29 protein-coding genes and 2 pseudogenes are annotated in these 26,618 nt (G+C 35.3%); 15 read left to right on the top strand and 16 right to left on the bottom strand.

Annotated elements, in window-relative coordinates:
- Positions 1–25 precede the first annotated feature (25 nt).
- A protein-coding gene (locus ACWHVF_RS02615) for an IS630 family transposase (RefSeq protein ID WP_447933026.1) occupies positions 26–1,037 on the top strand; the annotation gives its coding sequence in 2 pieces (ribosomal slippage) (positions 26–487 and positions 489–1,037; 1,011 coding nt in all).
- On the opposite strand, the gene ACWHVF_RS02610 is transcribed toward ACWHVF_RS02615, so the two are convergent.
- The 4 genes from ACWHVF_RS02610 to ACWHVF_RS02595 are packed head-to-tail and all read right to left on the bottom strand — an operon-like array spanning position 1,016 to position 5,865.
- Entirely contained in the window at positions 1,016–1,297 is a 282-nt protein-coding gene (locus tag ACWHVF_RS02610) for a hypothetical protein (protein WP_447933129.1), read from the bottom strand. The two genes, ACWHVF_RS02615 and ACWHVF_RS02610, sit on opposite strands and share 22 nt — an antisense overlap.
- Positions 1,290–2,777 (bottom strand): hypothetical protein, encoded by a 1,488-nt coding sequence (locus ACWHVF_RS02605; RefSeq protein WP_447933128.1) that lies wholly within the window; start codon positions 2,775–2,777, stop codon positions 1,290–1,292. The genes ACWHVF_RS02610 and ACWHVF_RS02605 overlap by 8 nt, the downstream gene beginning before the upstream one ends.
- Positions 2,777–3,316, bottom strand: a complete 540-nt coding sequence (locus ACWHVF_RS02600) for a hypothetical protein (RefSeq protein ID WP_064125363.1) — start codon at positions 3,314–3,316, stop codon at positions 2,777–2,779. Before ACWHVF_RS02600 ends, ACWHVF_RS02605 begins: the two co-directional genes overlap by 1 nt.
- A gap of 23 nt (positions 3,317–3,339) precedes the next feature.
- A complete protein-coding gene (locus ACWHVF_RS02595; RefSeq protein ID WP_064125362.1) occupies positions 3,340–5,865 on the bottom strand; it encodes a hypothetical protein in 2,526 nt (841 codons plus the stop codon).
- A gap of 154 nt (positions 5,866–6,019) precedes the next feature.
- Between ACWHVF_RS02595 and ACWHVF_RS02590 the strand changes: the two genes are divergently transcribed.
- Positions 6,020–6,256, top strand: a complete 237-nt coding sequence (locus tag ACWHVF_RS02590) for a hypothetical protein (protein WP_064125361.1) — start codon at positions 6,020–6,022, stop codon at positions 6,254–6,256.
- A complete protein-coding gene (locus tag ACWHVF_RS02585) occupies positions 6,232–6,498 on the top strand; it encodes a type II toxin-antitoxin system RelE family toxin (RefSeq protein ID WP_064125360.1) in 267 nt (88 codons plus the stop codon). The genes ACWHVF_RS02590 and ACWHVF_RS02585 overlap by 25 nt, the downstream gene beginning before the upstream one ends.
- Positions 6,499–6,540: 42 nt before the next feature.
- Here the strand turns inward: ACWHVF_RS02585 and ACWHVF_RS02580 are convergent, their stop codons facing one another.
- The gene (locus tag ACWHVF_RS02580) at positions 6,541–6,831 is read right to left on the bottom strand and encodes an ankyrin repeat domain-containing protein (protein ID WP_064125359.1); all 291 of its coding nucleotides are present in this window, start codon (positions 6,829–6,831) and stop codon (positions 6,541–6,543) included.
- Positions 6,832–6,975: 144 nt separating this feature from the next.
- On the opposite strand from ACWHVF_RS02580, the gene ACWHVF_RS02575 reads away from it, so the two are divergent.
- From ACWHVF_RS02575 to ACWHVF_RS02560, 4 genes are all read left to right on the top strand, one after another.
- A complete protein-coding gene (locus tag ACWHVF_RS02575; protein ID WP_064125358.1) occupies positions 6,976–7,188 on the top strand; it encodes a hypothetical protein in 213 nt (70 codons plus the stop codon).
- Between the two features lie 124 nt (positions 7,189–7,312).
- Positions 7,313–8,176 (top strand): Rpn family recombination-promoting nuclease/putative transposase, encoded by an 864-nt coding sequence (locus tag ACWHVF_RS02570; RefSeq protein WP_064125357.1) that lies wholly within the window; start codon positions 7,313–7,315, stop codon positions 8,174–8,176.
- Positions 8,177–8,382: 206 nt separating this feature from the next.
- Positions 8,383–8,619, top strand: a complete 237-nt coding sequence (locus ACWHVF_RS02565; RefSeq protein WP_064125356.1) for a hypothetical protein — start codon at positions 8,383–8,385, stop codon at positions 8,617–8,619.
- A gap of 45 nt (positions 8,620–8,664) precedes the next feature.
- A protein-coding gene (locus ACWHVF_RS02560; RefSeq protein ID WP_447933038.1) for an IS630 family transposase occupies positions 8,665–9,676 on the top strand; the annotation gives its coding sequence in 2 pieces (ribosomal slippage) (positions 8,665–9,126 and positions 9,128–9,676; 1,011 coding nt in all).
- On the opposite strand, the gene ACWHVF_RS02555 is transcribed toward ACWHVF_RS02560, so the two are convergent.
- Both ACWHVF_RS02555 and ACWHVF_RS02550 read right to left on the bottom strand, forming a co-directional pair.
- Positions 9,633–10,577 (bottom strand): ankyrin repeat domain-containing protein, encoded by a 945-nt coding sequence (locus ACWHVF_RS02555; RefSeq protein ID WP_064124766.1) that lies wholly within the window; start codon positions 10,575–10,577, stop codon positions 9,633–9,635. The genes ACWHVF_RS02560 and ACWHVF_RS02555 overlap by 44 nt on opposite strands.
- Before the next feature lie 534 nt (positions 10,578–11,111).
- Positions 11,112–11,866: pseudogene (locus ACWHVF_RS02550) on the bottom strand (IS5 family transposase).
- A 20-nt stretch (positions 11,867–11,886) separates the two neighbouring features.
- Between ACWHVF_RS02550 and ACWHVF_RS02545 the strand changes: the two are divergent.
- Positions 11,887–12,039, top strand: a complete 153-nt coding sequence (locus tag ACWHVF_RS02545; protein WP_447933127.1) for a hypothetical protein — start codon at positions 11,887–11,889, stop codon at positions 12,037–12,039.
- Positions 12,040–12,416: 377 nt separating this feature from the next.
- On the opposite strand, the gene ACWHVF_RS02540 is transcribed toward ACWHVF_RS02545, so the two are convergent.
- The 3 genes from ACWHVF_RS02540 to ACWHVF_RS02530 all read right to left on the bottom strand — a co-directional run bounded on the left by ACWHVF_RS02540 (position 12,417) and on the right by ACWHVF_RS02530 (position 14,902).
- Positions 12,417–12,995: an RlmE family RNA methyltransferase gene (locus ACWHVF_RS02540; protein WP_064124899.1), complete on the bottom strand. Its 579-nt coding sequence runs from the start codon at positions 12,993–12,995 to the stop codon at positions 12,417–12,419.
- Positions 12,996–13,071: 76 nt separating this feature from the next.
- Positions 13,072–13,647: a PopZ family protein gene (locus ACWHVF_RS02535; RefSeq protein WP_064124898.1), complete on the bottom strand. Its 576-nt coding sequence runs from the start codon at positions 13,645–13,647 to the stop codon at positions 13,072–13,074.
- Positions 13,648–13,666: 19 nt separating this feature from the next.
- Entirely contained in the window at positions 13,667–14,902 is a 1,236-nt protein-coding gene (locus tag ACWHVF_RS02530) for a TolC family protein (protein ID WP_447933126.1), read from the bottom strand.
- A 132-nt stretch (positions 14,903–15,034) separates the two neighbouring features.
- On the opposite strand from ACWHVF_RS02530, the gene rplM reads away from it, so the two are divergent.
- The 3 genes from rplM (at position 15,035) to ACWHVF_RS02515 (ending at position 16,417) form a co-directional block, all read left to right on the top strand.
- The gene (rplM, locus tag ACWHVF_RS02525) at positions 15,035–15,493 is read left to right on the top strand and encodes a 50S ribosomal protein L13 (protein WP_064124896.1); all 459 of its coding nucleotides are present in this window, start codon (positions 15,035–15,037) and stop codon (positions 15,491–15,493) included.
- A 10-nt stretch (positions 15,494–15,503) separates the two neighbouring features.
- On the top strand, positions 15,504–15,959 hold the full coding sequence (rpsI, locus tag ACWHVF_RS02520) for a 30S ribosomal protein S9 (RefSeq protein ID WP_064124895.1): 456 nt from the start codon (positions 15,504–15,506) through the stop codon (positions 15,957–15,959).
- Between the two features lie 146 nt (positions 15,960–16,105).
- Positions 16,106–16,417 carry an HU family DNA-binding protein gene (locus tag ACWHVF_RS02515; protein ID WP_064124894.1) on the top strand — a complete coding sequence of 104 codons (312 nt, stop codon included), beginning with the start codon at positions 16,106–16,108 and terminating at the stop codon, positions 16,415–16,417.
- Here ACWHVF_RS02515 and ACWHVF_RS02510 read toward each other — a convergent pair.
- The gene (locus tag ACWHVF_RS02510) at positions 16,410–17,117 is read right to left on the bottom strand and encodes a pyridoxine 5'-phosphate synthase (protein WP_064124893.1); all 708 of its coding nucleotides are present in this window, start codon (positions 17,115–17,117) and stop codon (positions 16,410–16,412) included. The genes ACWHVF_RS02515 and ACWHVF_RS02510 overlap by 8 nt on opposite strands.
- A gap of 262 nt (positions 17,118–17,379) precedes the next feature.
- On the opposite strand from ACWHVF_RS02510, the gene odhB reads away from it, so the two are divergent.
- Positions 17,380–18,552, top strand: coding sequence for a 2-oxoglutarate dehydrogenase complex dihydrolipoyllysine-residue succinyltransferase (gene odhB / locus ACWHVF_RS02505; protein WP_064124892.1), 1,173 nt, complete (start codon positions 17,380–17,382; stop codon positions 18,550–18,552).
- A 103-nt stretch (positions 18,553–18,655) separates the two neighbouring features.
- Positions 18,656–19,555, top strand: coding sequence for an aminoglycoside phosphotransferase family protein (locus ACWHVF_RS02500; protein ID WP_064124891.1), 900 nt, complete (start codon positions 18,656–18,658; stop codon positions 19,553–19,555).
- A 262-nt stretch (positions 19,556–19,817) separates the two neighbouring features.
- Here the strand turns inward: ACWHVF_RS02500 and ACWHVF_RS02495 are convergent, their stop codons facing one another.
- Positions 19,818–20,192, bottom strand: a complete 375-nt coding sequence (locus ACWHVF_RS02495) for a nuclear transport factor 2 family protein (protein ID WP_156488174.1) — start codon at positions 20,190–20,192, stop codon at positions 19,818–19,820.
- A gap of 228 nt (positions 20,193–20,420) precedes the next feature.
- Between ACWHVF_RS02495 and secA the strand changes: the two genes are divergently transcribed.
- Positions 20,421–23,081, top strand: coding sequence for a preprotein translocase subunit SecA (secA, locus tag ACWHVF_RS02490; RefSeq protein ID WP_064124889.1), 2,661 nt, complete (start codon positions 20,421–20,423; stop codon positions 23,079–23,081).
- Here secA and ACWHVF_RS02485 read toward each other — a convergent pair.
- The 3 genes from ACWHVF_RS02485 to ACWHVF_RS02475 all read right to left on the bottom strand — a co-directional run bounded on the left by ACWHVF_RS02485 (position 23,065) and on the right by ACWHVF_RS02475 (position 25,006).
- The gene (locus ACWHVF_RS02485) at positions 23,065–24,300 is read right to left on the bottom strand and encodes an ankyrin repeat domain-containing protein (RefSeq protein WP_447933125.1); all 1,236 of its coding nucleotides are present in this window, start codon (positions 24,298–24,300) and stop codon (positions 23,065–23,067) included. The genes secA and ACWHVF_RS02485 overlap by 17 nt on opposite strands.
- 141 nt (positions 24,301–24,441) lie before the next feature.
- A complete protein-coding gene (locus tag ACWHVF_RS02480) occupies positions 24,442–24,651 on the bottom strand; it encodes a hypothetical protein (protein WP_447933124.1) in 210 nt (69 codons plus the stop codon).
- Positions 24,652–24,679: 28 nt separating this feature from the next.
- Positions 24,680–25,006 (bottom strand): ankyrin repeat domain-containing protein, encoded by a 327-nt coding sequence (locus tag ACWHVF_RS02475; RefSeq protein WP_447933123.1) that lies wholly within the window; start codon positions 25,004–25,006, stop codon positions 24,680–24,682.
- Positions 25,007–25,076: 70 nt separating this feature from the next.
- Here ACWHVF_RS02475 and ACWHVF_RS02470 point away from each other — a divergent pair.
- Positions 25,077–26,088, top strand: a protein-coding gene (locus ACWHVF_RS02470; RefSeq protein WP_447933057.1) for an IS630 family transposase whose coding sequence is annotated in 2 segments (ribosomal slippage) — positions 25,077–25,538 and positions 25,540–26,088 — 1,011 coding nt in all. Because the reading frame shifts where the segments join, the coding sequence is not laid out codon by codon here.
- A 49-nt stretch (positions 26,089–26,137) separates the two neighbouring features.
- Here ACWHVF_RS02470 and ACWHVF_RS02465 read toward each other — a convergent pair.
- Positions 26,138–26,541, bottom strand: a pseudogene (locus tag ACWHVF_RS02465) (hypothetical protein); the annotation flags it as partial.
- Positions 26,542–26,618: the final 77 nt, after the last annotated feature.

The following is a 26,618-nucleotide window of genomic DNA, read 5'->3' as shown; positions in this document are numbered from 1 at the left end:
AATAAGTGAAATAGTCGAGGTATAAATGGCACTAAGATCAAAATTATTGGATGAAGAAGTAGTAAAATCAGCAAAAAAAATGCTGAAGAAAGTAAGGAACAATGCATATGTTGCAAAAAAACTAAATGCTGTAATTGCAGCAAAAAAGCATAGTATAACGGCTGTAGCAAAAATATATTGCATTTCAAGAAGCGCACTAACTTCGTGGATAAAACTCTTGAAATTAGGCAGAGAAGAAAAATTGTTTGCTCCTCCACAACGGCGTAGAAAAACTAAATTAAATCAGGCTCAACTACAGCAAGTTGAAGCATGGGTAGGAGAAAATCCTAATATTACCATTAAAGAAATGAGAATAAGAATCCAGGAAAAGTTCGGCTTAAATATTAGCAAATCTACAGTACACCGCTATATGCAAAAGATGAAATTCTCTTATATTACACCAAGACCAGTACACAATGTACAAGATAAAAGAAAACAAGAGGAATTCAAAAAAAAATCTCAACGAAGTTATTGGCAAGTATCCTGAAAAAGAGCTGTTTTTCTTCGATGAATCGCGGTTTGGCACACATTCAAAGACCGGGCATGGATGGTTTAAAAAAGGCGTCAGAACAAAAGTTAAGGTAAAATTAGGTAGGGAAAATTTTTATCTCTACAGTGCAGTTAATCCTAGAAATGGGGAGAATTCTAGCTTGTTTGCACCGAATGTCAACACTGATTGTATGAATATATTTCTTGAGCAAATGTCTCAATATTTGGGACCACGAGAAGCCTTTCTTGTTATGGATTGTGCTAGTTGGCATAAGTCGAAAAGTTTAAAGGTACCTAAAAATATTAAGATTATATACCTACCACCATACTCACCTGAACTCAATCCAGTTGAGAGGCTTTGGTTGTATGTAAAACAGAACATTTTGCGCAATAAAATATACGATACTATTGCTTTGCTTGAGAGTGCTTTGTGTAAATTTATTACTTCTCTTACCTACTCCACAATTAAACAACTCTGCTATGTATCCTATTTGAATGACCAACAATGAGAATTGGTATTACAACCATCAAACAAATAGCCACCACCAACTGTTTGACCAGGCTCTAACTCAAACTCCCGGACAACGTCAGAACCCAGCCAATAGTAATTTTCATGCAACTGATCAAAAGCTTCCCAAAATAGCCTCTTAACTAAATCGAGCGTACCGTAATGCTCAGAGGCATCACGGCGCGAGTTAATCCCCAGCATTCCCTGTATTTCTACAAGTAAATTAGAAAAACTGTCATCGTAAGTCCTTATCTCATTCATCTTTCTTTTCCTTATCATCTTTCTTATCATCTTTCTTATCATCCTTCTTATCATCTTTTTTATCGTCTTTCTTATCAGCAGTAGAAAGATTTTTGATCGTTTTAATGTAAGTTTCAGGTTTTGGCGAATTAGGTGGCAATATTAAAGTGCCAACAAAAAACGGAAAGAAATCTGAATACATGTAAGCCATTAGTTCACCATATTCATATGGGGTATTCATGAGTACATATTGGCTGTCTACCAAAAACGACATTGCATTATTTCTTGTCGGTCCAAAAGCAGCATTTGAAGCAGATATTTCCTTGTAAAGATATTTGTTAGTTGAAGGTGCAGGCACTGGTCCAATCTTAAATATTGAAGCCGGTTGCCACCAGAAGAATGCTTTACAGTGATTTCCGACAACTTTTCCTTTAGCGCCTATTAAATACTCTTTCTCCGGAACATCAACACCATAGGTGATACCTGGTGACACCCGTACAGTAGCATTCGTGCTATCCTCCATTACAGTGAATGCTATTGGCACCCCTGATGGTATTTCATCCCTATCTCGTGCTAGCCACTCTTTGCCCTCTAGTTGAATGATATCTCCTTTTTTAAAGACAGGATTGAAACGATTATCTATCTCTACTGACCCAGAAAAACCAAAAGTTACAGTCATAGAACAATATTCATCCATCTCTTTAACAATTTCTTTTATTGTTAACTCGCCTTTAGATGCCGGACCTGCCTTATGAAAATAAGTTGACGTATCGATATAAATATCAGCACAATCAAATGTCAGTGGTGATAGCATGTTTTTAGTGTCGCTAAGAAACATATCGCTTTTCGGTGCCTGAGTGTAATTCAGTCCTGACTTGGTACGCAAAAGTCCCATCGCAGAATTTGGCATTGAACCCACAAGTCTTGAAGTCCTAAGTACGCCACCATTGACCCGAATCATATAATCGATAAGTTGACGTATATATCCCTCTATACAGTCGTACATATTATTATCAGTAGAGCCAGCGCAGATAAACCCACGTGATGCTATCGTCTTAAATTGATAATCATTTATTGACCTAATCACCTGCATTAATAATTCCTGATAAACGCGCTCACCGCGCTCCATGAATGATGTTAAACTGGTTGGTACATTGCTAGGGAACTGATCGCGGTTAAATAAAAATTTGACGTCATCGACAAAAATTTCAGCCACGCCAGAAACTCTCTTATAGTCAATTCTCATAGTTTTTTGCTTAACTTTGTGAATTTTCAAGTCATCATGATGTGTAAGAAATTCCCCATCATCGATTAACCCTCCTGCTGTAGGAATAAAAGGAGGCTGGACTAAAAAATGATCCTGTCCAGAATAGCGATTGGGAATATCATTAGCACCAGGGCCAGTATAAGCTAAGAGTGGACTTGAAAACAAAACAGTTTCAATCAGCCTTTGCGACAATAATGTTGTTCTGTAATATGTTGCACTTGTCTTAATAGTCATCAATACCCCCTAGTTCTGAAATAATCTTGTACTTGCTTGAACTCTTCTTCAAAGCTACTTGGAACATCGCTGTACTGATAATTAGTGGGTATGGCAGTTGCTTTACTGCTTTTGTGTAGCCCTTGTTTTAACCCACCAACTTCCTCTTTAAACTTAGATAATGGCTTATTGCGCAGTTCCTGAGCTAATTGATCATCCTTTGCAATATCAGCTATCTTTTTAACAAAAGATGCTTTATTTTTGCCTCTTGCTATCTGCTCATTAATATAACGAACTTTACTTACAGTGAGCGTATCACAAAAATCTTGTAGATCCTGATAGTCTTCACCACTTAGAACTTTTTCAGCAAATTGCTCATTAGCCTTTACCAGCTCTAAAACTTTACGATCATCATCACCGAGCGTATACCCTTTGGCTATCGCCTCATCGATAATATTTTTCGTTTTTTCTACACTTTCTTCGTAAAAATCATCGATTTCAGCATTTTTTTCAATGTTTTTTCCATCGATTTCATCGATTTTACTGTTTTGTTCAATCATGTTTTTCTCCTGTTTTTAAATTTTTAGCACCTTATGTAGTAGTCATACTTATCGTCAGTGATATTAGGAATGTGGAATATAGTTGTTCCCTTATTGTTAATATCATTGGCAATCATGTCTGCAAGTTGTTCTGTAGTCGTATTTTTTGTTGCTTTGACTTCTCTAAATTCTTTGGCGGTAACATTAGTTGGTGCTTTTCCATCACCATCGACACTCCACCAGATTACTGTATTAAAATTGTTACCAGCTTGGGTGTTATGAGATGTTTTAAGACCTATAAAGTCTCCTGCTTTTACTTCTTTAAACTTCAAGACATATAAACACCGTTGTGTAAATAGCGCTTTGTGCTGCATAGCATAGGTTATCACTGAATTTTTAGTACCAAACAGTACATTAGGCTTTCCCGGTGTTCTTTCTTCAGTTGCTGATTGTTTGTAAATAACGTAATTGCCCCATGATTTTATTAATAAATTAACAGAATCACCATGAATAAAACTAGGGTAATCTCCACCAGTAGAACTAATACCTGTACCATGTACTGAAGCCATTGAGTACACAAACCATGGTGAAAATAAAAAGTAACTTTGTGAAGTACTAGTATAATTATTATTTTGTTGCAAAAAAGTAGCGCTAACCGATGGTATATTTAAAGGAAAACCAATATCATAAACTCTACTACTAAAATTAACTGGATTAAAAAATCCACATAAACCGGAAGGATAAGGAAATTGTTGATAATTAAGACTTACTGTCAAATAAAAAAAATTCTTTTTAACAGAGTAATTTATTTTAGTTTGCTCAGTTATTTTATCAATACCTTTATTGTATGGCACAACACTATTTGTATAATTATAAATTGAATTTAATTTAGTTATAGTTCGAAAATAACCTGGAAAATCAGAACCAGAATCCGCAAATTTTCTCTCCCTTAAAGTAATATTAGTCATTAGAATGCTACTACTTAAATAATCAGTGCTAATATCAAACGTATGACAACAAGTAGTAAGATCTACGTTACTTGCTGCTGCAACATATTGAAAATCATAGTTAACATCTGAATTAGCATAGAATGTAGTTTCTAGCCATAGATGACCAATATCATCACCTTCTGGCTTTGGATTTACTACTCCCTCTCCATCAAATCTGACTTTAACGTTATGATTTAGAGCAAAATTCTTAATATACTCACTTGATATTGCATTAAACCAATTTGGTATATCCTTGGTTTTTAATATATCAAATGTCACTGGAGCATGGTCTAGCTTGTCATATAGCCTTTTGTATTCGATACCTATTGGACTAATGCCCGTTGAATCAAGTGCGCGACCATCGCACTTGAGCAGATTTATCTTTTCCTCGTCGACTTTTGCTCCTTTTGGGTAGTAAACTATTTCACCAATATTATCTACAAACTTAAGACCATCAATTGCAAAAACTAGCTCATTGTAACTGTTATCAATGCTATATTTATTTGCTCGAAATGAAGAAAATAATAAATTAGATTTTGCTAAATCAGAATTTTGTGTTGGATATTTAAAATCAACAACTGACACTGGCGATGAAACTTCTGCACAATAAAAATTTGTCGCTTTAAAATTAAATGCTCGATTCGGTGGTAACAAAAACTTCAACGTCAAACTTTGATCATCGCCAATATCTGCAGGTATTACAAAGTCAATTAAACTTAAACTAGTGTAGTAAACACTCGGAGTATCAGAATCAATTAAAAATTGATCTATTATATGAGTTTGCGGCGGTGTTGATGATTTTGAACCAAAATCACGAATTGCCAGTAAATTAACTACTATATCATCACCACCTTTCCAAGCATAAAACTTTAGCTTAAATTTTCCGACAATAGCATTCCACAAGGCATTAGAATGTTTAAATACTATAGCTTTCTCCAGAGGTGGCGTTGTTTCGCTGGATTTTTCGCAAATAACGTTCAAATAAAAACGAGGATTGCCTTCATCAATCCTTTCAGCTTCGGTAATATCTTTAATGAAAATCCTATCTACATCAGTTTTATCCTGTATCGGTACTGAATCAGCATAAGATTTTAAAAACTGCCATGAAAGCCCTGCTATTGGCACTTGCGAAAATTCAGGTGAAACATAACCAGGTCCCTGTCCTCTATCATCAATTTGCAGACCAATATTAAACTGACCATCAATAAATAAGTTATCAGAAAGCACTGCAGTAACCGGATCAGCTCTCTGCTGTTCTTGAAAATATGGCAAATCCTGAAAGATGAGTTCTGGAGCTACAGCGTTGCCGTAATTGCACTTCAGTTCTACGGTATAACGATCTTCAGAATCATCAACGTCAACAAAATAATACAACTTATGAGGTAAGGCACCGTTTTCATCAAGCTGAAGCGGATTTGGTGCTGGTACGGCATTTCCCTCTTGGTTTTTATAGTATGCATGGCGTAAAGTAGTTGGACTTCTTTTATCATAAAAATACATCCAGTACCCGCTAGCTGGCATACCTTCCTTATTCTTGATAATATCTTGCAATACTATGCTTAGTATTAACCTCTGTGCCATGCTATTTCTCCTGAGCAAAAGCTAGTTTTAGTATATGCCAAATCTTTAATTATTTGTCAATACTGGTAGCGAAATTTTTTTTACATACTTTCTTTATTGAAAAATTCAGAAAAATGTTGTAAAATGATTACAGTAGTAAATTTTGGTAAAACATATGGCAGATTCAGGCATTAATATAGCTCTTGATTCGGAAACTTCAAAGTATCTTACTGAATTATCTGAATCTACTAAGCAGCCTGCTCAAGAACTAGCAGAAAAACTATTCAAAGAAGCAGTTAAGCTTGAAATGGAAGATTTTTTAGTATCTAAAATTTCTGATGAGCGTGATGTTGAAGGTGCAAAAATGACTAAAAGTGAGGACGTAGATTGGGATACACTATTATCTTCCTAGACAATGTTCTCGAGAAAGATCTTCCAGATCTTCCTAAAACAGTAAGGTTAAGGGTTATAAATGCAATAAATGAGCGGCTTACAGTTGATCCAATCAACCTTGGTGAACCATTATATCATAGCCTAAAAGGGCGTAGAAGGTTAAGAGTAGGTGACTATCGTGTGATTTACAGAGTAAATCAATCAGAACATATAGTGGTTATCACAGAGATAGGACATAGAGATAACATTTACAAAAGATAAGTACGTTCTATAAACATTAAATATATTTTTATATAGCTATCTTCAATAATAACCTTGTTCAATATATTTTTCACGCATATGTCTATCTAAAACAGCTAAATTTAATGGAGTCATCTTATCATTAGCGCAGGCATTCACATCTGCTCCATTTTCTACTAGATAATATACAACATCTTCGCAAGTTCTTGCAATAGCATAAAACAAAGGAGTACGACCATGTCCATCCCTTAAATCAACATTGTACCCGTGTTGTTCTACAAATAACTTAATCAAATCCAAGCGACCCAAATAAGCAAGTTTATGTAAAACTGATTTTTCTATTGTTAACTCCATAATTATTTATAAAACCGATAGTAGATTATAATAGAAAACTATAAAGATAGTATATATTTTTATACACCACTCCTTCCTTTCCTTATTGAAAAATTCAGAAAAATGTTGTATAATTATTACAGTAGTAGACTTTAGGTAAAACATATGGCAAACGCTAGTATAGCTCTCAGTAAAGAAACTTTAGAGGACCTTACCCGCTTATCTAAAGTGAAAAAACAGCCCGTTCAGGAGCTAATAGAGGAGTTAGTACAAGAAGCAGTTGAACATGAGGAAGATATGGCGCTGCTCAAGCTCTCCATTCAACGCAATGTTCCAGGTGCAGAAACAGTTGATTTTGAAGACATTAAGTGGGATTAGAGCATTATAAAATCAAATTTCTAAAGAAAGTTAATGAAAGAGATTTACCAGCTCAGGGAGAATATTAAGTTGAAAAATCGCGGAAAATAGTGTATACTATTAATAATTTTGAAGTGAATTTCTTATGGCTTTGTCAAAATTTCTAGATCCAAAAAACAATTATGCCTTTAGGCGTATCTTTGGCACTGAGAAAAATAAGGATATCCTCATTCATTTTCTTAATGATATTTTAGGTCGCACTGGTGAAGCTAAAATAGAGGATGTAGCTTTTCTAAGTCCTATTCAAGATCCTGAAATTGCTGCTAAAAAGGAAAGTATTGTTGATGTATTGTGTAGAGATTCCACAGGTGTTCGATTTATTTGCGAGATGCAAGTTGCTAGAACAAGAGGTTTTGAAAAACGTGCACAATTCTATGCTTCTAAAGCTTATTCAAGCCAAGCTGGCGTAGGTGACCAATACCAAAACCTTAAAGAAGTTATCTTCATTGCTATCACTGATTTTATTCTATTTCCTAATAAATCAGCCTACAAATCCGATCACGTTATTCTTGATAAGAAAACCTTCGAACATGACCTGAAGGACTTTAGTTTTACTTTCATAGAGCTACCGAAATTTCCAAAAACAAAAGAAGATCAATTAGAAAACATAGTCGAAAAGTGGTGCTATTTTTTTAAGTATGCAAGTGAAACTAGTGAAAAGGATCTAAGAAAAATAGTGGGAAGTGATGTAATTATCGGTAAAGCTTATAATGAGTTGGTTGGATATAATTGGACCAAGGAAGAACAGGCTATGTATGAATGGATTAAGAAAAACGAGGATGATAATGTATCTTGCCTCAAACAAAGTAGAATTGAAGGAAAAATCGAAGGAAAAATCGAAGTGGCAGAAAATCTACTTAAAGCTGGCATATCTGTCGACTTAATAGCCGAATCTACCGGTCTTCCAATCGACGAGATTGAAAAACTAAGGTCAACATTACTAAATTGAAATCACTAACTCTCAGAAAAGTTCGTGTAAAACGTAAAATTATGCTTTACATAGCATAAGATTTGTAGTAAACCTATCGTAGAGGAACCTCACTATGGGTTAAAATTGCTAATTTTAGAGAGAATTGTGTAAAGTGTAAACTTACACTTTACACAACGAGAAAAACTTTGTAGTATTTTTTTTTCGACGAAAAGTACTACTGCCATATGAGTATAGTTTCTAATAGAAAAGAAAGTCAAGCAAAAAAAGGCAAGGAAACTTCTTTTTACTGTAAATTCCATAACTTTCACGTACGTGGCAGCTCTCACGTAATTAATACCAATAGCAAACATGTCAGGGCACAAATCAACTCTCGAAGAAGAATAAAAGCGCGAGAAAAGTCAGTTGAGCTGAAGCTTCCAGTTATACCAATTCCCATTACACGGCAAACAGATAGACAATAATAGAAGACAAGCCATAATGAAATAAGTGAAATAGTCGAGGTATAAATGGCACTAAGATCAAAATTATTGGATGAAGAAGTAGTAAAATCAGCAAAAAAAATGCTGAAGAAAGTAAGGAACAATGCATATGTTGCAAAAAAACTAAATGCTGTAATTGCAGCAAAAAAGCATAGTATAACGGCTGTAGCAAAAATATATTGCATTTCAAGAAGCGCACTAACTTCGTGGATAAAACTCTTGAAATTAGGCAGAGAAGAAAAATTGTTTGCTCCTCCACAACGGCGTAGAAAAACTAAATTAAATCAGGCTCAACTACAGCAAGTTGAAGCATGGGTAGGAGAAAATCCTAATATTACCATTAAAGAAATGAGAATAAGAATCCAGGAAAAGTTCGGCTTAAATATTAGCAAATCTACAGTACACCGCTATATGCAAAAGATGAAATTCTCTTATATTACACCAAGACCAGTACACAATGTACAAGATAAAAGAAAACAAGAGGAATTCAAAAAAAAATCTCAACGAAGTTATTGGCAAGTATCCTGAAAAAGAGCTGTTTTTCTTCGATGAATCGCGGTTTGGCACACATTCAAAGACCGGGCATGGATGGTTTAAAAAAGGCGTCAGAACAAAAGTTAAGGTAAAATTAGGTAGGGAAAATTTTTATCTCTACAGTGCAGTTAATCCTAGAAATGGGGAGAATTCTAGCTTGTTTGCACCGAATGTCAACACTGATTGTATGAATATATTTCTTGAGCAAATGTCTCAATATTTGGGACCACGAGAAGCCTTTCTTGTTATGGATTGTGCTAGTTGGCATAAGTCGAAAAGTTTAAAGGTACCTAAAAATATTGAGATTATATACCTACCACCATACTCACCTGAACTCAATCCAGTTGAGAGGCTTTGGTTGTATGTAAAACAGAACATTTTGCGCAATAAAATATACGATACTATTGCTTTGCTTGAGAGTGCTTTGTGTAAATTTATTACTTCTCTTACCTACTCCACAATTAAACAACTCTGCTATGTATCCTATTTGAATGACCAACAATGAGAATTGGTATAAGCGTTGCGTTTTCACTTTCTAGAACTTGCATTTTTTGTTTTAGTGATTCACTCTCTTTTTGGTTTTGTTTCTTCAGTGCTTCCAATATAGTCTCATGTTCAGTGACACAATTTCTCAATTCTGTTAGTTCCTTTTCTAATTTTTTCAATTCTTCATTTTTTGCATCAATGTCTTCTCCATCTTCTGATTCAGTACATATTCCACTGTCGTCACTATTACCACTTTCATTTAAAGAGATAGAGGTCTGTTTACCACTACATGTAGTATTTCTTCTTTGCGGTGACTCAAAATTTTTTATCATATCCTTAACACTTTGGCGTTGCTCATCTACTGTACTGTCACTACTTTCATCAGTAGAATTAAAAGAGGTCTGTTTATTACCATTTTCTAGTGCAGCAGCTGCATTATTTCTGTTCACAACTAAATCTTCTGGAGTTTTTATTATGATATCTCTTGGAGTTTTGTCTTTATTCTTTTCTAATTGAGGATTTGCGTTAGCACTTAGTAAAAGCTGCACTATCTCTTGATTACCATTAGAAGTAGCAATGTCCAAAGGAGTCAGTCCAGAGTGATCTTTCATAGTAGCACTTACTTTGTGTTCCAGTAGGAGCTTCACCATTAATGCATTACCGCATTCTACAGCAAAATGTAATAATGTACCTCGTGCTGTAGTGCCATCTGGCATTTGCAGCTTAAATTCGTGGTTTTTATAAAAACTGCTAGATTTAAATATGTTATATACTATTGTATATGGAGAATCTATTCCGTTCTCATCACTCTTTTCTTTTAATTTATCTCGTACTTTTTTTAATACATTATCACTGCTTAAATCTTTGCTTTTACTTACTTCTCGTATTATTTCAAAAAACTTTTCCTTTTTTATTGCCATAACTTTTACACCTAATTTATTTATTATTGCTGCATAGTTCCATAAAGAAGTTAAATTTACCTAAATCCTATATTTGATCTAAAAATTAGTCATAAACATTTTCTATGCAAGTAGCTGACACTGGTTTGCTCTATAATGGTATCAAAGCAGTCCTACGTCATACTGCCGCGGTATCTCTTAGCCGCTAACACATAGCGGAATTACGATTGTCAGGCCAGCGCCCCTATGATGACATCACAGTGCCCCTATGATGTCATCCAAGTAGCTGACTACTTGGATCCAGGAAAAAGAATGGTGTCATCCGAGTAGCCCCTTTTTTGTCATCCCAGTGCCCTGACTACTTGGATCCAGGAAACTTAGTTGCAAGTAATGCATTGGGTTTGGTGAGTATGGGTTTTGCGTTATAGAATGAAGCACTTTTGGTGAATTTATAAAGAAAGCTGGATCCCAGTGTCAGCTACTCGGATGACACCCTACTAGCAGAAGTTACTCTCAAATGTTTGTTCATGTTAGCTAGGCTCTGTGGACAAAATTTTAGAGAAGCCATATGAGAGCTCCAACAAAATTTAGAAATCCCATGTAAACCTCTGCGGTCTTGTCAAATCTGGAAAAAATGCGCCTAAAATTTTTAATTTTACCGAAAAAGCACTCAATCAAATGACGTTCTTTATAAATATGCTCATCATAGTATCTTTGCACTTTTCGATTCCTTTTTGATGGAATTACGATTTCACATTTCCTGTTTTCAAGGCTGACCACAAAAGCATTGCTGTCATAACCCTTATCAGCTACTACAATGAGGAGTTATAGACATTTTTTGTTAATACTTCAGCTTGTGTAATTTCATTCTTCTGGCCAGGAGTAAGTATAAATTTTAAAGGATTTCCCAATGCATCAACAAGTGCATGAATTTTAGTCGTAAAGCCACCTTTACTTCGCCCTAAAGCCTCTTGATCCTTCGAATCTTTTGTATATCCAGCCGAACATGGATGGGCTCTAATGATCGTACCGTCGATTATGACGGCTTCTAAATCTGGCTCTTGTTTTGTGTACTCCAATAAATTTTTCCAAATACCCCTTTCGCACCATCTCTTAAATCGTTTGTGTATACTTCTGTAATTGCCATAGATTTTCGGCAAAAGTCGCCATTGGCAACCACTTCGCGCCATATACCACACTGCTTCTATGAATATTCTTAAACGTTTTTCGTCTTTACTATGCATTCCTTTTATGCCTTTTATGAATTCTAAAATTTGTTTCCAATTTCTTTCTTTTATATAATATTCCATTCGGTAGTTTCTCCATTTTTATGTTCATTTGGTTAAACTACCACTTTTTTTCTCCCTCTTCATATTTTTTGTCCACAGAGCCTACAAGCATTAAGAAATTTACCAAACGAAAAAAAGGCAAAAGAAGCCCTGGTCATTGTCTATTTTCAGTATCGGCGTTCTTTAAGTCTTAAACACTGCAATTTAGCTGCTTTTAAACGGCAATTAACCTTAGCTTTAATGTTTAAGAAATTTACCAGGCAGAAAAAAAAGACAAAGAACCCCCGGAGTAGCTAGTTATTCCACTCTTTATTTTAAAATTTGACGTTGGGTGATGTCTTAAACGCTTTATAAGCGCGTTTCGGCTTGTATAGGTAGAAACCTAAAAGTTTTATAAAGACATGAGGTGCACATAGTGCAAAAAATTAAAAATAAGACGCCAACTACGTTGTTTTCTTGCTGTTTAATCTGCACAGATGAAGATAACTGAATACCTTCAGTTTCATGATAAGGGGGCTGGCGGAGTTTGTCAAGTAAGTTTTTTCGTTTCTGCGGGCTACCTGGGTTAATATTATATAGGAGGTCTGCTGCCAATAAAGCCTAAACTTACCAAATACATTTCTGTAGATTCAGATCTACTTGACTTTGGTTTAAAGTATTTTACTGTTTTAAATATTTTTTTTAGCTCGTTACAAAAATCTTTATCAGATTCTCCTTGGAAAATTTTTACTACAAACGTGCCACCATGGCTCAAGAAATGCTTTGCAAAATTGAGCGCTGCCTCACATAAAAGCATAATTCTGATATGATCCAACGATTTTAAACCACAAGATTCGGGCGCCATGTCAGATAAAATTACATCAAATTTTTGATCCTTGAATTTTTCTCTTAAAATTTCAAGCCCATTGATAATATCGCATTGTATAAACTCTACTCCATTAATTGCGTTCATTGGTTTTATGTCAAGAGCAACCACATTTGCACCTTTCTGAGACGCAACTTGTGACCATCCACCAGGAGAAGCACCAAGATCAATAATTTTTTGCCCTTCTTGGAATAATTTAAATTTATTATCCATTTCTACCAGCTTATATGCTGAGCGTGACCTATAACCATCCTTGCTAGTTTTTCGCACATACTGATCATTCAAATGACGATGTAGCCACCTTGTTGAAGATAGTTTTCTGCCTCTAGCCGTCTTTACTCTAGTTTTTATTGCTAATACCCTACTTATTATTGATTATATCTTTGAGCTCTTTTTCAACTACTTCTTTTACCAGTGCATGTAGATATTTATTCAGCCATTCTGAGAGCTGAGGTTTTAAAAGAGATGTAACTAATTCTTCAACAGTAAGATTCGCTTTTTCTTGTTGTTTATGCTGCAATTCGTTTTGCATTTTTCCAAGCAGCGCTTTGATCTCTTCCATATTCTCTTTTAAAACTAGATGATCGTTACTTTGCGCTTGTAAGCCACTATTACTCACTGTATTATTACTCATTTGGATATTATCGTACAAATAAATATCTTTTTTTTCTTCTGAATTGTAGCTATGGCCATTAAATTGGTTATTGTTGCAAGCCATTTCCTTACTTTGGTCATCATTATCAATGTCCTCTTTTTCACTATTTTCTTTTTTGCCATCTTCTTCCATGTCTTCTAGGTACTCTTCTTCAAGGCATAGCACATCATCATTTTCATCCTTTATTTCTGCTTTATCGTTACTTGCGTTTTTACCCGATATAGCTTTTTTTATATCTTCTAGAATATCTTTTACAGATTGATTGCCTTGTTCATCATGCATAGTGCTAATACCATTAAATTTAGAGATTTATACTATTTATTATAAAAAGCAAATTATAAACACTAATCACATAATTGCTTTTTGCTTCAACTAAGTCTGAACGTGCTTTAAATAATGCATCCTCAGTGTCCAAAAGGTCAGATGTACTCTTTAAACTTAAGTTTACCTCTTGCTCAACTCCTTCCAATGCTAAAGCTGCTGCTTTTTCCGCTTCTTGACTTGCTTTAATAATGGCTTTTGCTGTTAGCACATTATTCCAAGCATTTACAACTGCTTGTTCTATATTTTTTACCGTTTCATAATAATCGTAGGTAGATTTTTTTGCATCCATTTTAGCTCTACTGACACCAAAAGCATTCACTCCTCTTTTAAAGATTGGAACATCAAGAGTAAAAACCACATTAACATTGTTTGACAGCGTTTTTAAGTTAATGCCTTTCTCATCGAAATATTTATTTACACTAAGATTCAAAGAAGGAAGCCACTTGGAGCTTTCAGCAATCACTTCCATTCCGGCTGCTCTTTTTTGATAAATTGCTGCTTTTAGGGATAAATTATTGGTTCTTGCTAATTGTAAACATTCATTTAGCTCTGGAACAGAAGGTAGTTTATCATTAGCTTCAGAAAGGTCATCAGCATCTTCGCCAATCAAATGATAATAAGCAATATTTGCCAATTTTAATTTACCTTCAGCATCAACTCTTTCGGATATAGAAGATGAAAATTTTGCTTTTGCTAACGAAACTTCAGCATTGGTTACCTCTCCAAGGGAAAAGCGTTTTTTCATAGCTGACAAATGTTCCAAAGAAACGCGTTCTTTATGTTCTCTGAGCTTTAATATTTCTGTCTTTTGTAAAACACCAACATATGCTTTCACAGCATTAAGTGCAACCTCTTGTTTTAATTGCTGAAATCGCATTTTTTCTGCTTTGAGAAGATGACTTGATCGACTGAATGTGGCAAAGGTGCCACCGCCATCTATTATCTTTTGGCTTAATATCAGACGTTTTCCAGGTAAATTGGATTGATTATAAAGATTAAAATTACTATCAAAATTGTACTGCAAACTAATGTCAGGTAAAAATCCAGCTAACCCAGAAGACTTAAGCTGTTTTTCTGCGCTTTTATATTGGTAAAATTGAGACTTTATTTTTGAGCTATTTTTGATCGCTTTGCTTATAACTTCTCCCACATCGGTTGCATAGCAACTTATAGTACCAAAAATGATCGCAAGTGTAATAATCAATCGAAACATTCTACTTCCTGTGCATATTGGTTGCGCAGCTCAATTACTAACATAAATTACTTTAATAATCAATAACTAATATTGTTGACACTATTGAGAAATTAAGTATATAGTAGCTTACTATTGTTTAGTTAAATTACAATGAAAACTTTTTTCTTAAAAGAGAAACAAATCGACAAAAAATGGTTTGTCATAGATGCAGAAGGATTAGTGGTAGGAAGGCTTGCAGCATTTGTAGCGACACTATTGCGTGGAAAGCATAAACCTGAGTATACACCTCATATGGATTGTGGCGATAATGTAATTATTATCAACGCAGAAAAGGTGCATTTTACCGGGAAGAAGCTTAAAGATAAAATTTACTATAAGCATACAGGTTATTCTGGTGGTTTGAAGAAAACTACTCCAGATAATATTTTAAATGGCAAATTTCCTGAGCGTGTAATAAAAATGGCAGTGAAAAGGATGCTTGATGATGGCCCTATGGCGCGTAGACGCTTTGAAAATTTGTATGTTTATTCTGGTTCAGAGCATAAGCATCAAGGGCAGCAACCTAAAAAGATAGATTTTGCCTCTTTGAATCGTAAAAATAAAAAGTAATGGAGTAAAAATGAAGAGTTCTACAATAAATAATAATGACTGGTCAGAAAAGACAATTAAATCAGCAGTTGATTCGCTTGGTCGTTTATATGCTACAGGCCGAAGAAAAGAATCTGCAGCAAGAGTATGGATAAAGCCGGGAAGTGGAAAATTTAGTGTTAATAAAAAAGGCGATCTAATTTCTTATTTTAAAAGAGAATCGGTGTGCCAAATAGTGAAAATGCCATTTATAGCAACTTCTACGTTAGACAAATATGATGTATTTGCAACTGTAAAAGGTGGAGGGCTATCTGGTCAAGCAGGTGCTCTAGCTCATGGAATAAGCAGAGCTTTAAGTAGCGTAAGCCAAGATTTGCATTCCATATTACATAATGGTGAATTCTTAACTAGAGATTCACGTATTGTTGAACGTAAGAAATATGGTCAACATAAAGCTCGGAAAAAGTGTCAATTTTCTAAGAGATAGTTATTTCATAGTGGTGTTTTTTTGTAAGTATTATACAAATATTTGCAAAAGTGTATGATATCCTCTATTTTTGTGATGAATTTAGTTGACTATCGGTGTCAACATAATATGCTATTTGTGTGATTTTTTCAATATTAAGGTAATTTATGAGTAAAGAAGATATAATAAAACAATTAAAGGAAGATTGTTCTGATCAGAATATAGATATAACAAAATCTGATTTGAGCAAGATTCATGATGCGTTTATTAAAATAATAAAGGATGAGCTGCATGGGAAAGGTGAAATACGTTTGCATGGGATAGGAACATTTTCTACTGCTATCAGTCAGGAAAAACAATGTCGTAACCCTCAAAATGGTGAGATCATGACTGTTCCTGAAAAGACAAGGGTAAAATTTAAAGCAAGCCAAACTCTTTTAAGTATTTTAAATGAGAAGGAAAAAGCAGCAGCTAGTTAGACATTGTCATTTTCATTGTTTTTACTACGCTGTGTAAGCCGTAAAATACAGCTTCGCTAATTAAATAGTGGCCTATGTTAAGAGCTGAGATGTGAGGTACTCTTGTCATTTTCTTAGCGTGTTTATAAGTTATGCCATGTCCTGCGTGGCATTCTACTCCTAATTTATTGACGTACTCTGCAGCATTAGTAATTAACTGTAACTTTTTCTCTGATGGATTATCACAGTAATCTCCTGTGTGAATTTCTATTATGTCAGGTTTTATCTCTAGCTTCTCAAGATATTTTAGTTGATTAATATTTGGATCGATAAACAGTGAGACTTTTATGCTAGAGCTATGCATTTCCTCTATTATACTAGAAAGTTTGCTATACACATTAACGATATCCAGACCGCCTTCGGTTGTTAATTCTTCTCTTTTTTCTGGTACTATATTAATCGAATAGGGCTTTACCTTTTTTGCTATTTCAAGCATCTCTTCTGTGGCTGCAATTTCAAGATTTAGCTCAGTGTTAATGCTTTTTTTTAGGTTAAACACGTCCTCATCCCTGATATGCCTTCTATCTTCTCGTAAGTGTACGGTAATAAAGTCTGCTCCAGCATCAATAGCTATTTCTGCTGCTTTCAATGGATCTGGATAAGAAGTTCCGCGCGCATTGCGAAGAGTTGCAACATGGTCAATATTAACGCCCAGTTTCATAATTTACCTCAAAAATTATTTATGGATTATACATGTTATTAGGTCTTTTGCATAGTCATTGTTTGATTAGCAATACCATAGCCGAGAGACGGGGTTGGCGAAATGTGTCAAGATGGCCTGGCATCACGCGCTGGAATGACATTTGGGAGTATGTTATCCGTTTGTCACTTCTAAATGATAAGAGCCTCAATGAATTTATTAGTTTATTACATGTCTCTTTTCATGTATAAATCTATAGAAAGTTTTATACGGAAATTGTTTTATGAGCAAAATTATAGAAATCAGAGCGCCAAAGACTCTTGGTGGTGAGTCAGTTACGGAAGGTATAGTAAAAATAAAGAAAAGTATTGGAGAAGCAGTAAAAGTAGATGACTTGATCTTTGAAATTGAGACTGACAAAACAGCACTCGAATTAACTGCAGAAGCTTCAGGGCAAATAACTGAATTTCTTGTAAAGGAAGATGATGTGATAAGTCCTGATCAATTGTTAGCGAAGCTTTCTGTGGGGGAAGTAAAAGAAGAAGCGAGAAAAGAAGATAAAAGCGAAAGTTCTGCTAAAAAAGATGCTCCATCAGCTCGGAAAATTATGGAAGAAAATGCAATTAATGCAGAAAGTGTCAAAGGAACTGGCATGGGAAGCAGAGTAACAAAGGCAGATGTGATAGGCCACATGAACAAAGCTGAACAGCCTGCAATAAAACAATATGAATTGCCAAAAAGTATAGTAAGTGGAGAGCAAAGAGAGGAACGAGTAAAAATGAGCAAAATAAGGCAAGTAATTGCCGCTCGTTTGAAGGCGTCGCAAAATACTGCCGCAATACTGACCACGTTCAATGAAATTGACATGAAAAATGTCATGGATCTAAGAGCAAAATATAAGGACACTTTTGAAAAAAAATATGGAATAAAACTTGGTTTTATGTCGTTTTTTATAAAGGCAGCGGTGCAAGCACTGAAAGAGATCCCTGAAATTAACGCTGAGATCTCAGGCGATGAAATCATATATAAACATTACTATGACATAGGTGTTGCTGTTGGTACTGACAAAGGCCTTGTTGTGCCAGTTATTCGGAGTGCCGATCAGATGTCATTTGCCGAAATTGAGTTGACCTTAGTTGCACTTGGTAAAAAAGCACGCGAGGGTAAATTACAAGTATCAGAAATGGAAGGTGCAACATTTACTATCTCAAACGGCGGAGTATACGGCTCGCTCCTTTCTACTCCCATAATAAACCCTCCGCAATCTGGAATACTTGGAATGCATTCAATACAAAATAGACCAGTTGCCGTGGGCAATTCAATTGAGATCAGACCTATGATGTACATTGCTCTTTCCTACGACCACAGAATAGTCGACGGCAAAGGAGCAGTGACTTTCCTTGTTAAAATAAAAAATTATATAGAAGATCCAAATAGATTAGTTTTGGAAGTGTAAATTGGTATTAACTTAAACAATGTCAGCAATTAAAAATGACAAGCAAGTTTTTCTGGAATCAGAAGGTTTCTAAGGCGGATGGTAAAATAGGAGAAACCGGCAAATGGCATCAAAAATTGATAGTCGCTCTTGGTTATTACTTGTTACCGAACTTGTTGCACAGCAATTTCCAAAGTGGGCTCACTTAGAGATCAAACCTGTTGAACTCAGTGGTATAGACAATAGAACTTTTCGCTTGGGTGAAGAGATGTTGATCAGGCTACCAAGCGCAGAAGATTATGCGCTACAAGTTCTAAAGGAGCAAAAATGGCTTGAGGTACTTGCACCACATTTGTCATTTTCTATTCCTAAGCCACTTGCAATGGGACAACCATCAAAGCATTATCCCTGGAATTGGTCAATATATAAGTGGATCGAAGGGGAAAGCATAAATGCATTGTCTATAGATGATCTGGATTTACAGATTATTGCTTCTCAGCTTGCACAATTTTTGAATGAGTTACATAAAATTGATGTTAAAGGAGGCCCTAGTCCTGGACTCCATAACTTCTGGCGCGGCGATCACGTATCAGTCTATGACACAGAGGTAAGATCGTCCATTAAGGAATTGCAAGGTTTTATTGATGCTAGAACTATAATGTCCTTTTGGGAAAAAGCTATAAGCTCAAGATGGAGCAAGAACCCAGTATGGATTCATGGTGACTTTGCAAGTGGAAATATCTTGGTAAAAGATGCGTGTGTAGCTGCTATAATTGATTTTGGATGTATGGCTGTCGGTGATCCAGCTTGTGACTTGGTAATTGCCTGGACACTTTTAGACAGCGAAAGTCGGAGAATCTTCAAGTCACATCTATGTTTAGATCCAGACACGTGGGCCAGAGCAAGCGGCTGGGCTTTATGGAAGGCTCTCATTACAATTACACTACTTAATAAAGATAAGACTATACCAGAAGTTGTAAAACAAAAGGAAATTATTGATGAAATTCTAAATGATAAAACTTGATACTTACTTTTACAAAGAAAAGTATTATACTGCATCAAGATAACCACTGTAGACAACAAACCGAAGAATTGCTGAGCAAATACAGTTACACACATTTTCCTGAAAGTTGACAATTTCAATTTGATGGTTGAGGCTTAGTCCTTAAATCTCATCAATGGAAAAAGAGTAAACTTGTCGATAGTGTGGCTTTGCTGGATAATAATAAAAAACTGCGGTTACTGATAGAATTATTATAAGGTAGCTACAACTAGTTAAGGATAGCTCAATTTTGAGTAAAAATCTCATCTTTTTTCTTTTCAAAAGGACGAGCATCGTAGAATAATTCTATGCAAGAAATGAGACCATCATCAAATGATAAAAATGAAGCACCTCGAAGAGTACCGATAGGATCAGGACAATCAAAATCTAACACTAGCATAACCTTATCACCGAAAGTAAATCTTTCTCGGATTATAAAGTTCTTGAAAAACATTGAAAAATTCTTGGCAGCTTCAACTACAGATTCCTTACCATTAAAAGTTGCAAGAGGACCTATAAAAAGGACATGGGGATGAATATATGAAGCCATCTCATCAAAATTTTTGTTATACATAGCCATGTAGTAAGACTCTGCTTTATTTAGATTTTGATTAACCATATTACACTCACTCTGACAATTTTGAAAGAAGTCTATCAAATACCTAAAATAATGCAATAGAGTCTTTATGTGTTGATAGAAAGGCCTTCGAGGGTAGGAATTGCCTGGCAAACTCTTAATTCTTGATTTAAAAAAGACTTTCCAAAGACTCCCCAAATCTAATATGTCATTGCTGTAGACTGCATTTAGTAATATAATCTCATATTAAATAAGACTTTACTTAAGTTTATGCTAGATTCTCCGCTAATTTTGACAGCCATTCTTATATTTTTCATTTTTACGTTGTCATTCTTTTTTATAAGAAAGATATTTGGGTCAACAAATAAGAAGATAATAAAATCCTTTAGGAAAATTGTTCAGCAAATAAATGCATTAGAAACAGAAATGCAGAGCTTATCTGATGAGGAGCTTGCTGGTAAAACTGAAGAATTCAAACGAGAATTGAAAAATGGGAAAACGTTAAATGATCTTCTCGTACCTGCATTTGCGGTTGTGCGCGAAGCCTCTCGAAGGTTTCTTAACATGAGACACTTCGATGTTCAACTGATCGGTGGAATGGTGCTCCATAACGGCATGATATCAGAAATGAAAACAGGAGAGGGAAAGACACTCGTTGCAACTTTAGCAGCATATCTAAATTCCTTAGAAGGGAAAGGCGTACATGTCGTAACTGTTAACGATTATCTTGCAAAACGAGACACAGAGTGGATGAGCAAATTATATAATTCTCTTGGGGTTTCTGTTGCGTTTATTACGAATAACTTGACAGACGAAGAGAGAAAAGAGGCTTACAGTGCAGATATCGTGTATTCCACAAATAACGAGCTTGCCTTTGATTACCTGCGAGACAATATGAAATTTTCTCAAGAAGACATGGTTCAGAGAGGCTTTCACTACGGAATAGTTGATGAAGTAGACTCAATACTCATTGATGAAGCTCGCACTCCGCTTATTATTTCTGGCCAGATTGAGGAAAACAATCAGATATATAAGCATATCAATAAAATAGTAACCAAATTAGTTGACTCTGATTATGAGGTGGATGAGAAGGGTAGGGTAGTGTTCCTTACTGAAGATGGTATTTCACGAGTGGAAGAACTACTCAGGTCATACAATCTCATTCCTGAAAATTCCTCGCTCTATGATACTGACAGCATGATAATGACTCATTATATAGACCAAGCATTACGTGCACATAAGCTGTTTACTGCTGATAAAGATTATATAGTAAAGGATGGCAAGGTAGTGATTATTGATGAATTTACTGGGCGTATGATGGAGGGCAGGAGATATTCCGATGGTCTTCATCAGGCACTTGAAGCGAAGGAAAATCTTGAAATTCAGCATGAGAATCAAACTTTAGCTTCAGTTACATTTCAGAATTACTTCCGTATGTACAATAAACTTTCTGGAATGACTGGAACAGCAGCAACAGAGGCAGAAGAGTTTCGTGATATATACAGACTAAATGTAGTAAAAATTCCAACTAATGTACCTGTAAAAAGAATAGACATCGATGATGAGATTTACGGTACAGAAAAGGAAAAGTTTAATGCTGTATTAAAATTTATAGAAGAATGCCACAAGCGCCTTCAACCAGTCCTAGTTGGCACGGTAAGTATTGAAAACTCTGAGAAACTTTCTGCGCTTTTGCAAAGTCATTCTCTTAAGCATTCAGTACTAAATGCTCGTTATCACGAACAAGAGGCGTACATAATAGCACAAGCTGGGGTGCCAGGCAGCATTACTATAGCAACTAACATGGCAGGACGTGGAACTGATATTCAGCTTGGTGGAAATGCTGAAATGATTGCAAAGGTAGAGCTGAAGAAGATAAAAAATGATGATGAAAGAGTAAAAAAATACCAAGAAATAGTCGAAAGAGTAAAAAAAGATAAGGAAATTGCTATAAAAGCTGGTGGTTTATGTGTGGTTGGAACCGAAAGGCATGAAAGCAGGAGAATAGATGATCAGCTGCGTGGCCGTTCTGGCCGTCAAGGTGATCCTGGACTTTCTAAGTTCTTTTTATCACTTGAAGATGATCTAATGAGAATATTTGGTTCTGATAGAATGAGAAGCTTTTTACAAAAAGTAGGGTTAAAGAATAACGAAGCTATTCATCATCCATGGATCAATAAGGCACTTGAGAAGGCGCAGAAGAAAGTTGAAGCTAGAAATTATGATGTGCGGAAGTCTTTGCTTAAGTTTGATGACGTAATCAACAACCAACGTAAAGTTATTTTTAAACAGAGAAACAATATCTTAGGCAACGAAATTAATGATTTACTTGAAGTATATAGCGAAGTAAATGAGAGCGTAATAGAAGGTATAGTCCAAAGTGGCTATTATGAGGATTATATTGAAGATATAGTCAAAGAATTCCATACAAGGTATGGAATAACGCTTGATAAAGAAGATTTAGCAAAGTTTTTGAATAAACAAGAAGCTTTGAATTATATAAATGATAAGATACAAGAATTTTTTACTGAGAAAGAAAAATATTTCAACAGTCAGCACACTACAGATTTGTGGAATACGATAGTGAAGCAAGTGATGATAATGACACTTGATCATTTATGGAGGGAACACCTTTCAGTTCTAGAGAGCCTAAGACAAAGCATAAGCTTACGTGCCATGGGGCAGAAAGATCCACTGAATGAATTTAAACGCGAAGCTTTCTTGATGTTTGAGTCAATGCTTGAAAAATGGAAGGAACTCACCATTCACCGCTTAGCACACTTTAAGTTGGTAGATAACCAAGAAATAGGCAATAGGTTACACTCTGCTAGAAATAGCAGACTTCCCAAAGTCTCAAGAAACGACAAATGTCCTTGCAACTCTGGGAAGAAGTACAAACACTGCCACGGCGTGGTTACTGTGGTAAATTAGCAGCTGTGGTCTGCTCACCTATATTACTGCAGCTAACCCCACTTAACTTGCTACTTAACGAATGTTCTGATACCTTATATGCAACTCCATAGGCAATACCACCAACTATCAGTGTAGATGCTACAGTAATTCCAATTATTGCTAGTGCAGGTAATGCAGTAGCGTAAACGAGTGCTAATGGAGCAACAATGGCAGCTAATATACCCACAGTAATTCCTGCTGTTATAGCTTTAGGTTTATGGATACATGATGGATCTGCACCATAATTTAGCAGAAGTTTTGCTACTTTTGGATGTTGATAATTTAGTCTTGGATATTCACCATGAGTGTAATAAACAGCATAATATAAAGGAGTCCTTCCGTCTTTATCTTGTACATCAACACCTGCTCCTCCTTTTAATAGAGCCTCTGCTATTTGTGTGTACTCATTCTCAGCAGCATAATGCAAAGGAGTTTTTCCATCTTTATCTTGTACATCAACCTTTGCTTCTTTTTGTAATAGGATTTCTGTTACTTGTATATGTTCCCCTTCCCTATCAGTAGCATGATGTAAAGGAGTTTTTCCATCTTTATCTTGCAGATTAACATCTGCACCTCCTTCTTTTAGTAGGGCTTCTACCATTTGCACATATCCAAGCTGAGCAGCATAATGTAAAGGAGTTTTCCCATATTTATTTTGTACATTAGTAGCTCCTGCCTTTAACAGAGATTTCACCATTTCTATCTCTTCATCCCAGCGACAAACAGCATAGTGCAAAGCAGTGAGTCCACTTTCATCTTGTATATTAACATCTGCTTTTACTGCAAGTAAGATTTTTACTATTTGTGTATACCCGTTCTCAGCAGCATAATGCAAAGGAGTTTTTCCATCTTTACCTTGTAGATTAACCTTTGCTCCCTCTTGTATCAGAAATACCAATACTTCTTGACTTTTCTTTCTAGCAGCACAATGCAAAGGAAAGCCATCATTAATATCAAAACCATTTGCCAACAAAGGCTTTGCTAGTTTTTCACAATTAAACTCAGCTGCTAATTTTAGTAAATCACCATATGGAAATTTCTTTAAATCAAAATTATCTTTTTCCCACCTCTCAAGATATTTTTCTAAATCTTCCTTAGTTTGCTCATCTAAATTTTCTTCTAGCTTAGCTTCTATTTTAGCTTTTATTTTATCAGCTATATTTTCCTTATTCAGATCTTGGCTAAAATTGACTGCCATTAGTATTTTACTTAACTCCTGCATTTTTTCTCTCCAAATCTTAAAGCTTTATTATGGCATATGAAGTGGATCATGTCAATCTAGAAGTTGTTTCTCCAAGAAGAAGTACAAACACTGCCACGGCGCGGTTATTGTGGTGAATTAGCAGCGGGAATGTTCACCTATATTACTGCAGCTAACCTCACTTAATTCGCTATTTAACGAATGTTCTGATACCTTATATGCAACTCCATAGGCAATACCACCAACTATCAGTGCAGATGCTACAGTAATTCCAATTATTGCTAGTGCAGGTAATGCAGTAGCGTAAACGAGTGCTAATGGAGCAACAATGGCAGCTAATATACCCACAGTAATTCCTGCTGTTATAGCTTTAGGTTTATGGATACATGATGGATCTGCACCATAATTTAGTAGAAGTTTTGCTACTTTTGGATGTTGATAATTTAGCTATTGGATGTTCACCATGAGTGTAATAAACAGCATAATATAAAGGAGTTCTTCCGTCTTTATCTTGTACATCAACACCCGCATCTCCTTTTAATAGAGCCTCTGCTATTTGTGTAAATTGCTCTTCATTTGTTTTAAAAAGCCCAGTTCGTCTAAGATCCTCCATAGTATCCATAATATCTTTACCCTCTAAAGCCTTATCGATTAAATCCATAACTATCTCACGTCCACGTTGTGTACTTATACCAATTCCCATTACACGGCAAACAGATAGACAATAATAGAAGACAAGCCATAATGAAATAAGTGAAATAGTCGAGGTATAAATGGCACTAAGATCAAAATTATTGGATGAAGAAGTAGTAAAATCAGCAAAAAAAATGCTGAAGAAAGTAAGGAACAATGCATATGTTGCAAAAAAACTAAATGCTGTAATTGCAGCAAAAAAGCATAGTATAACGGCTGTAGCAAAAATATATTGCATTTCAAGAAGCGCACTAACTTCGTGGATAAAACTCTTGAAATTAGGCAGAGAAGAAAAATTGTTTGCTCCTCCACAACGGCGTAGAAAAACTAAATTAAATCAGGCTCAACTACAGCAAGTTGAAGCATGGGTAGGAGAAAATCCTAATATTACCATTAAAGAAATGAGAATAAGAATCCAGGAAAAGTTCGGCTTAAATATTAGCAAATCTACAGTACACCGCTATATGCAAAAGATGAAATTCTCTTATATTACACCAAGACCAGTACACAATGTACAAGATAAAAGAAAACAAGAGGAATTCAAAAAAAAATCTCAACGAAGTTATTGGCAAGTATTCTGAAAAAGAGCTGTTTTTCTTCGATGAATCGCGGTTTGGCACACATTCAAAGACCGGGCATGGATGGTTTAAAAAAGGCGTCAGAACAAAAGTTAAGGTAAAATTAGGTAGGGAAAATTTTTATCTCTACAGTGCAGTTAATCCTAGAAATGGGGAGAATTCTAGCTTGTTTGCACCGAATGTCAACACTGATTGTATGAATATATTTCTTGAGCAAATGTCTCAATATTTGGGACCACGAGAAGCCTTTCTTGTTATGGATTGTGCTAGTTGGCATAAGTCGAAAAGTTTAAAGGTACCTAAAAATATTGAGATTATATACCTACCACCATACTCACCTGAACTCAATCCAGTTGAGAGGCTTTGGTTGTATGTAAAACAGAACATTTTGCGCAATAAAATATACGATACTATTGCTTTGCTTGAGAGTGCTTTGTGTAAATTTATTACTTCTCTTACCTACTCCACAATTAAACAACTCTGCTATGTATCCTATTTGAATGACCAACAATGAGAATTGGTATAAGACCATTAAGAGTTTTGAGTCTCTTTGCATAATTGTAGGCCATATATAGATATAGTTTTCCCTCCTCTGTTCTGACTTCTGCAATATCAATATGCTATAGGATATTTTTTAAATTTCTTTTTTGGTTTAATCAACATCTGGCAGTTTGCTAATGTTATAACAGCGATGCAGGCTAGAAGTGCGGAATTGTAGACTGCAAGGCAATCATCTAGTGGTAGAAGTGTATGCTTCCGAAATGCGACCTTCTTCTTCTAAAGTTAGAACAGTTGATCTTGGATGTTTTGAGCGTCTTTAGTGAATGAGCGTTTTCGACAATAGTTTTTGGATTAAGGTTTGGAAAGCTTTGCTATACTATTTTGTATTGCTCTACGCTGTTGTCCGGGCGCACCCATGTAACCACAATTCCTCCTTCGATGGTATCTTTTTCTTACATTTTATCATACCATCACACTCTGGGACTGTACATCTAACATTGGAATAACAAGATTTGACATTAACCGTTGATAATCGGAATATTA

This window comes from Wolbachia endosymbiont of Dactylopius coccus (genome assembly GCF_977011065.1).
This window is presented reverse-complemented; position numbering and strand designations above follow the sequence as displayed.

What these genes read in the sequence shown, in the direction of transcription:
- ACWHVF_RS02610 (WP_447933129.1), bottom strand. Translation starts at nt 1,297, where the DNA reads ATGAATGAGATAAGGACTTACGATGACAGTTTTTCTAATTTACTTGTA.
- ACWHVF_RS02605 (WP_447933128.1), bottom strand. Translation starts at nt 2,777, where the DNA reads ATGACTATTAAGACAAGTGCAACATATTACAGAACAACATTATTGTCG.
- ACWHVF_RS02600 (WP_064125363.1), bottom strand. Translation starts at nt 3,316, where the DNA reads ATGATTGAACAAAACAGTAAAATCGATGAAATCGATGGAAAAAACATT.
- ACWHVF_RS02595 (WP_064125362.1), bottom strand. Translation starts at nt 5,865, where the DNA reads ATGGCACAGAGGTTAATACTAAGCATAGTATTGCAAGATATTATCAAG.
- ACWHVF_RS02590 (WP_064125361.1), top strand. Translation starts at nt 6,020, where the DNA reads ATGGCAGATTCAGGCATTAATATAGCTCTTGATTCGGAAACTTCAAAG.
- ACWHVF_RS02580 (WP_064125359.1), bottom strand. Translation starts at nt 6,831, where the DNA reads ATGGAGTTAACAATAGAAAAATCAGTTTTACATAAACTTGCTTATTTG.
- ACWHVF_RS02575 (WP_064125358.1), top strand. Translation starts at nt 6,976, where the DNA reads ATGGCAAACGCTAGTATAGCTCTCAGTAAAGAAACTTTAGAGGACCTT.
- ACWHVF_RS02570 (WP_064125357.1), top strand. Translation starts at nt 7,313, where the DNA reads ATGGCTTTGTCAAAATTTCTAGATCCAAAAAACAATTATGCCTTTAGG.
- ACWHVF_RS02565 (WP_064125356.1), top strand. Translation starts at nt 8,383, where the DNA reads ATGAGTATAGTTTCTAATAGAAAAGAAAGTCAAGCAAAAAAAGGCAAG.
- ACWHVF_RS02555 (WP_064124766.1), bottom strand. Translation starts at nt 10,577, where the DNA reads ATGGCAATAAAAAAGGAAAAGTTTTTTGAAATAATACGAGAAGTAAGT.
- ACWHVF_RS02545 (WP_447933127.1), top strand. Translation starts at nt 11,887, where the DNA reads ATGTTCATTTGGTTAAACTACCACTTTTTTTCTCCCTCTTCATATTTT.
- ACWHVF_RS02535 (WP_064124898.1), bottom strand. Translation starts at nt 13,647, where the DNA reads ATGCATGATGAACAAGGCAATCAATCTGTAAAAGATATTCTAGAAGAT.
- ACWHVF_RS02530 (WP_447933126.1), bottom strand. Translation starts at nt 14,902, where the DNA reads ATGTTTCGATTGATTATTACACTTGCGATCATTTTTGGTACTATAAGT.
- rplM (WP_064124896.1), top strand. Translation starts at nt 15,035, where the DNA reads ATGAAAACTTTTTTCTTAAAAGAGAAACAAATCGACAAAAAATGGTTT.
- rpsI (WP_064124895.1), top strand. Translation starts at nt 15,504, where the DNA reads ATGAAGAGTTCTACAATAAATAATAATGACTGGTCAGAAAAGACAATT.
- ACWHVF_RS02515 (WP_064124894.1), top strand. Translation starts at nt 16,106, where the DNA reads ATGAGTAAAGAAGATATAATAAAACAATTAAAGGAAGATTGTTCTGAT.
- ACWHVF_RS02510 (WP_064124893.1), bottom strand. Translation starts at nt 17,117, where the DNA reads ATGAAACTGGGCGTTAATATTGACCATGTTGCAACTCTTCGCAATGCG.
- odhB (WP_064124892.1), top strand. Translation starts at nt 17,380, where the DNA reads ATGAGCAAAATTATAGAAATCAGAGCGCCAAAGACTCTTGGTGGTGAG.
- ACWHVF_RS02500 (WP_064124891.1), top strand. Translation starts at nt 18,656, where the DNA reads ATGGCATCAAAAATTGATAGTCGCTCTTGGTTATTACTTGTTACCGAA.
- ACWHVF_RS02495 (WP_156488174.1), bottom strand. Translation starts at nt 20,192, where the DNA reads ATGGTTAATCAAAATCTAAATAAAGCAGAGTCTTACTACATGGCTATG.
- secA (WP_064124889.1), top strand. Translation starts at nt 20,421, where the DNA reads ATGCTAGATTCTCCGCTAATTTTGACAGCCATTCTTATATTTTTCATT.
- ACWHVF_RS02485 (WP_447933125.1), bottom strand. Translation starts at nt 24,300, where the DNA reads ATGGCAGTCAATTTTAGCCAAGATCTGAATAAGGAAAATATAGCTGAT.
- ACWHVF_RS02475 (WP_447933123.1), bottom strand. Translation starts at nt 25,006, where the DNA reads ATGGGAATTGGTATAAGTACACAACGTGGACGTGAGATAGTTATGGAT.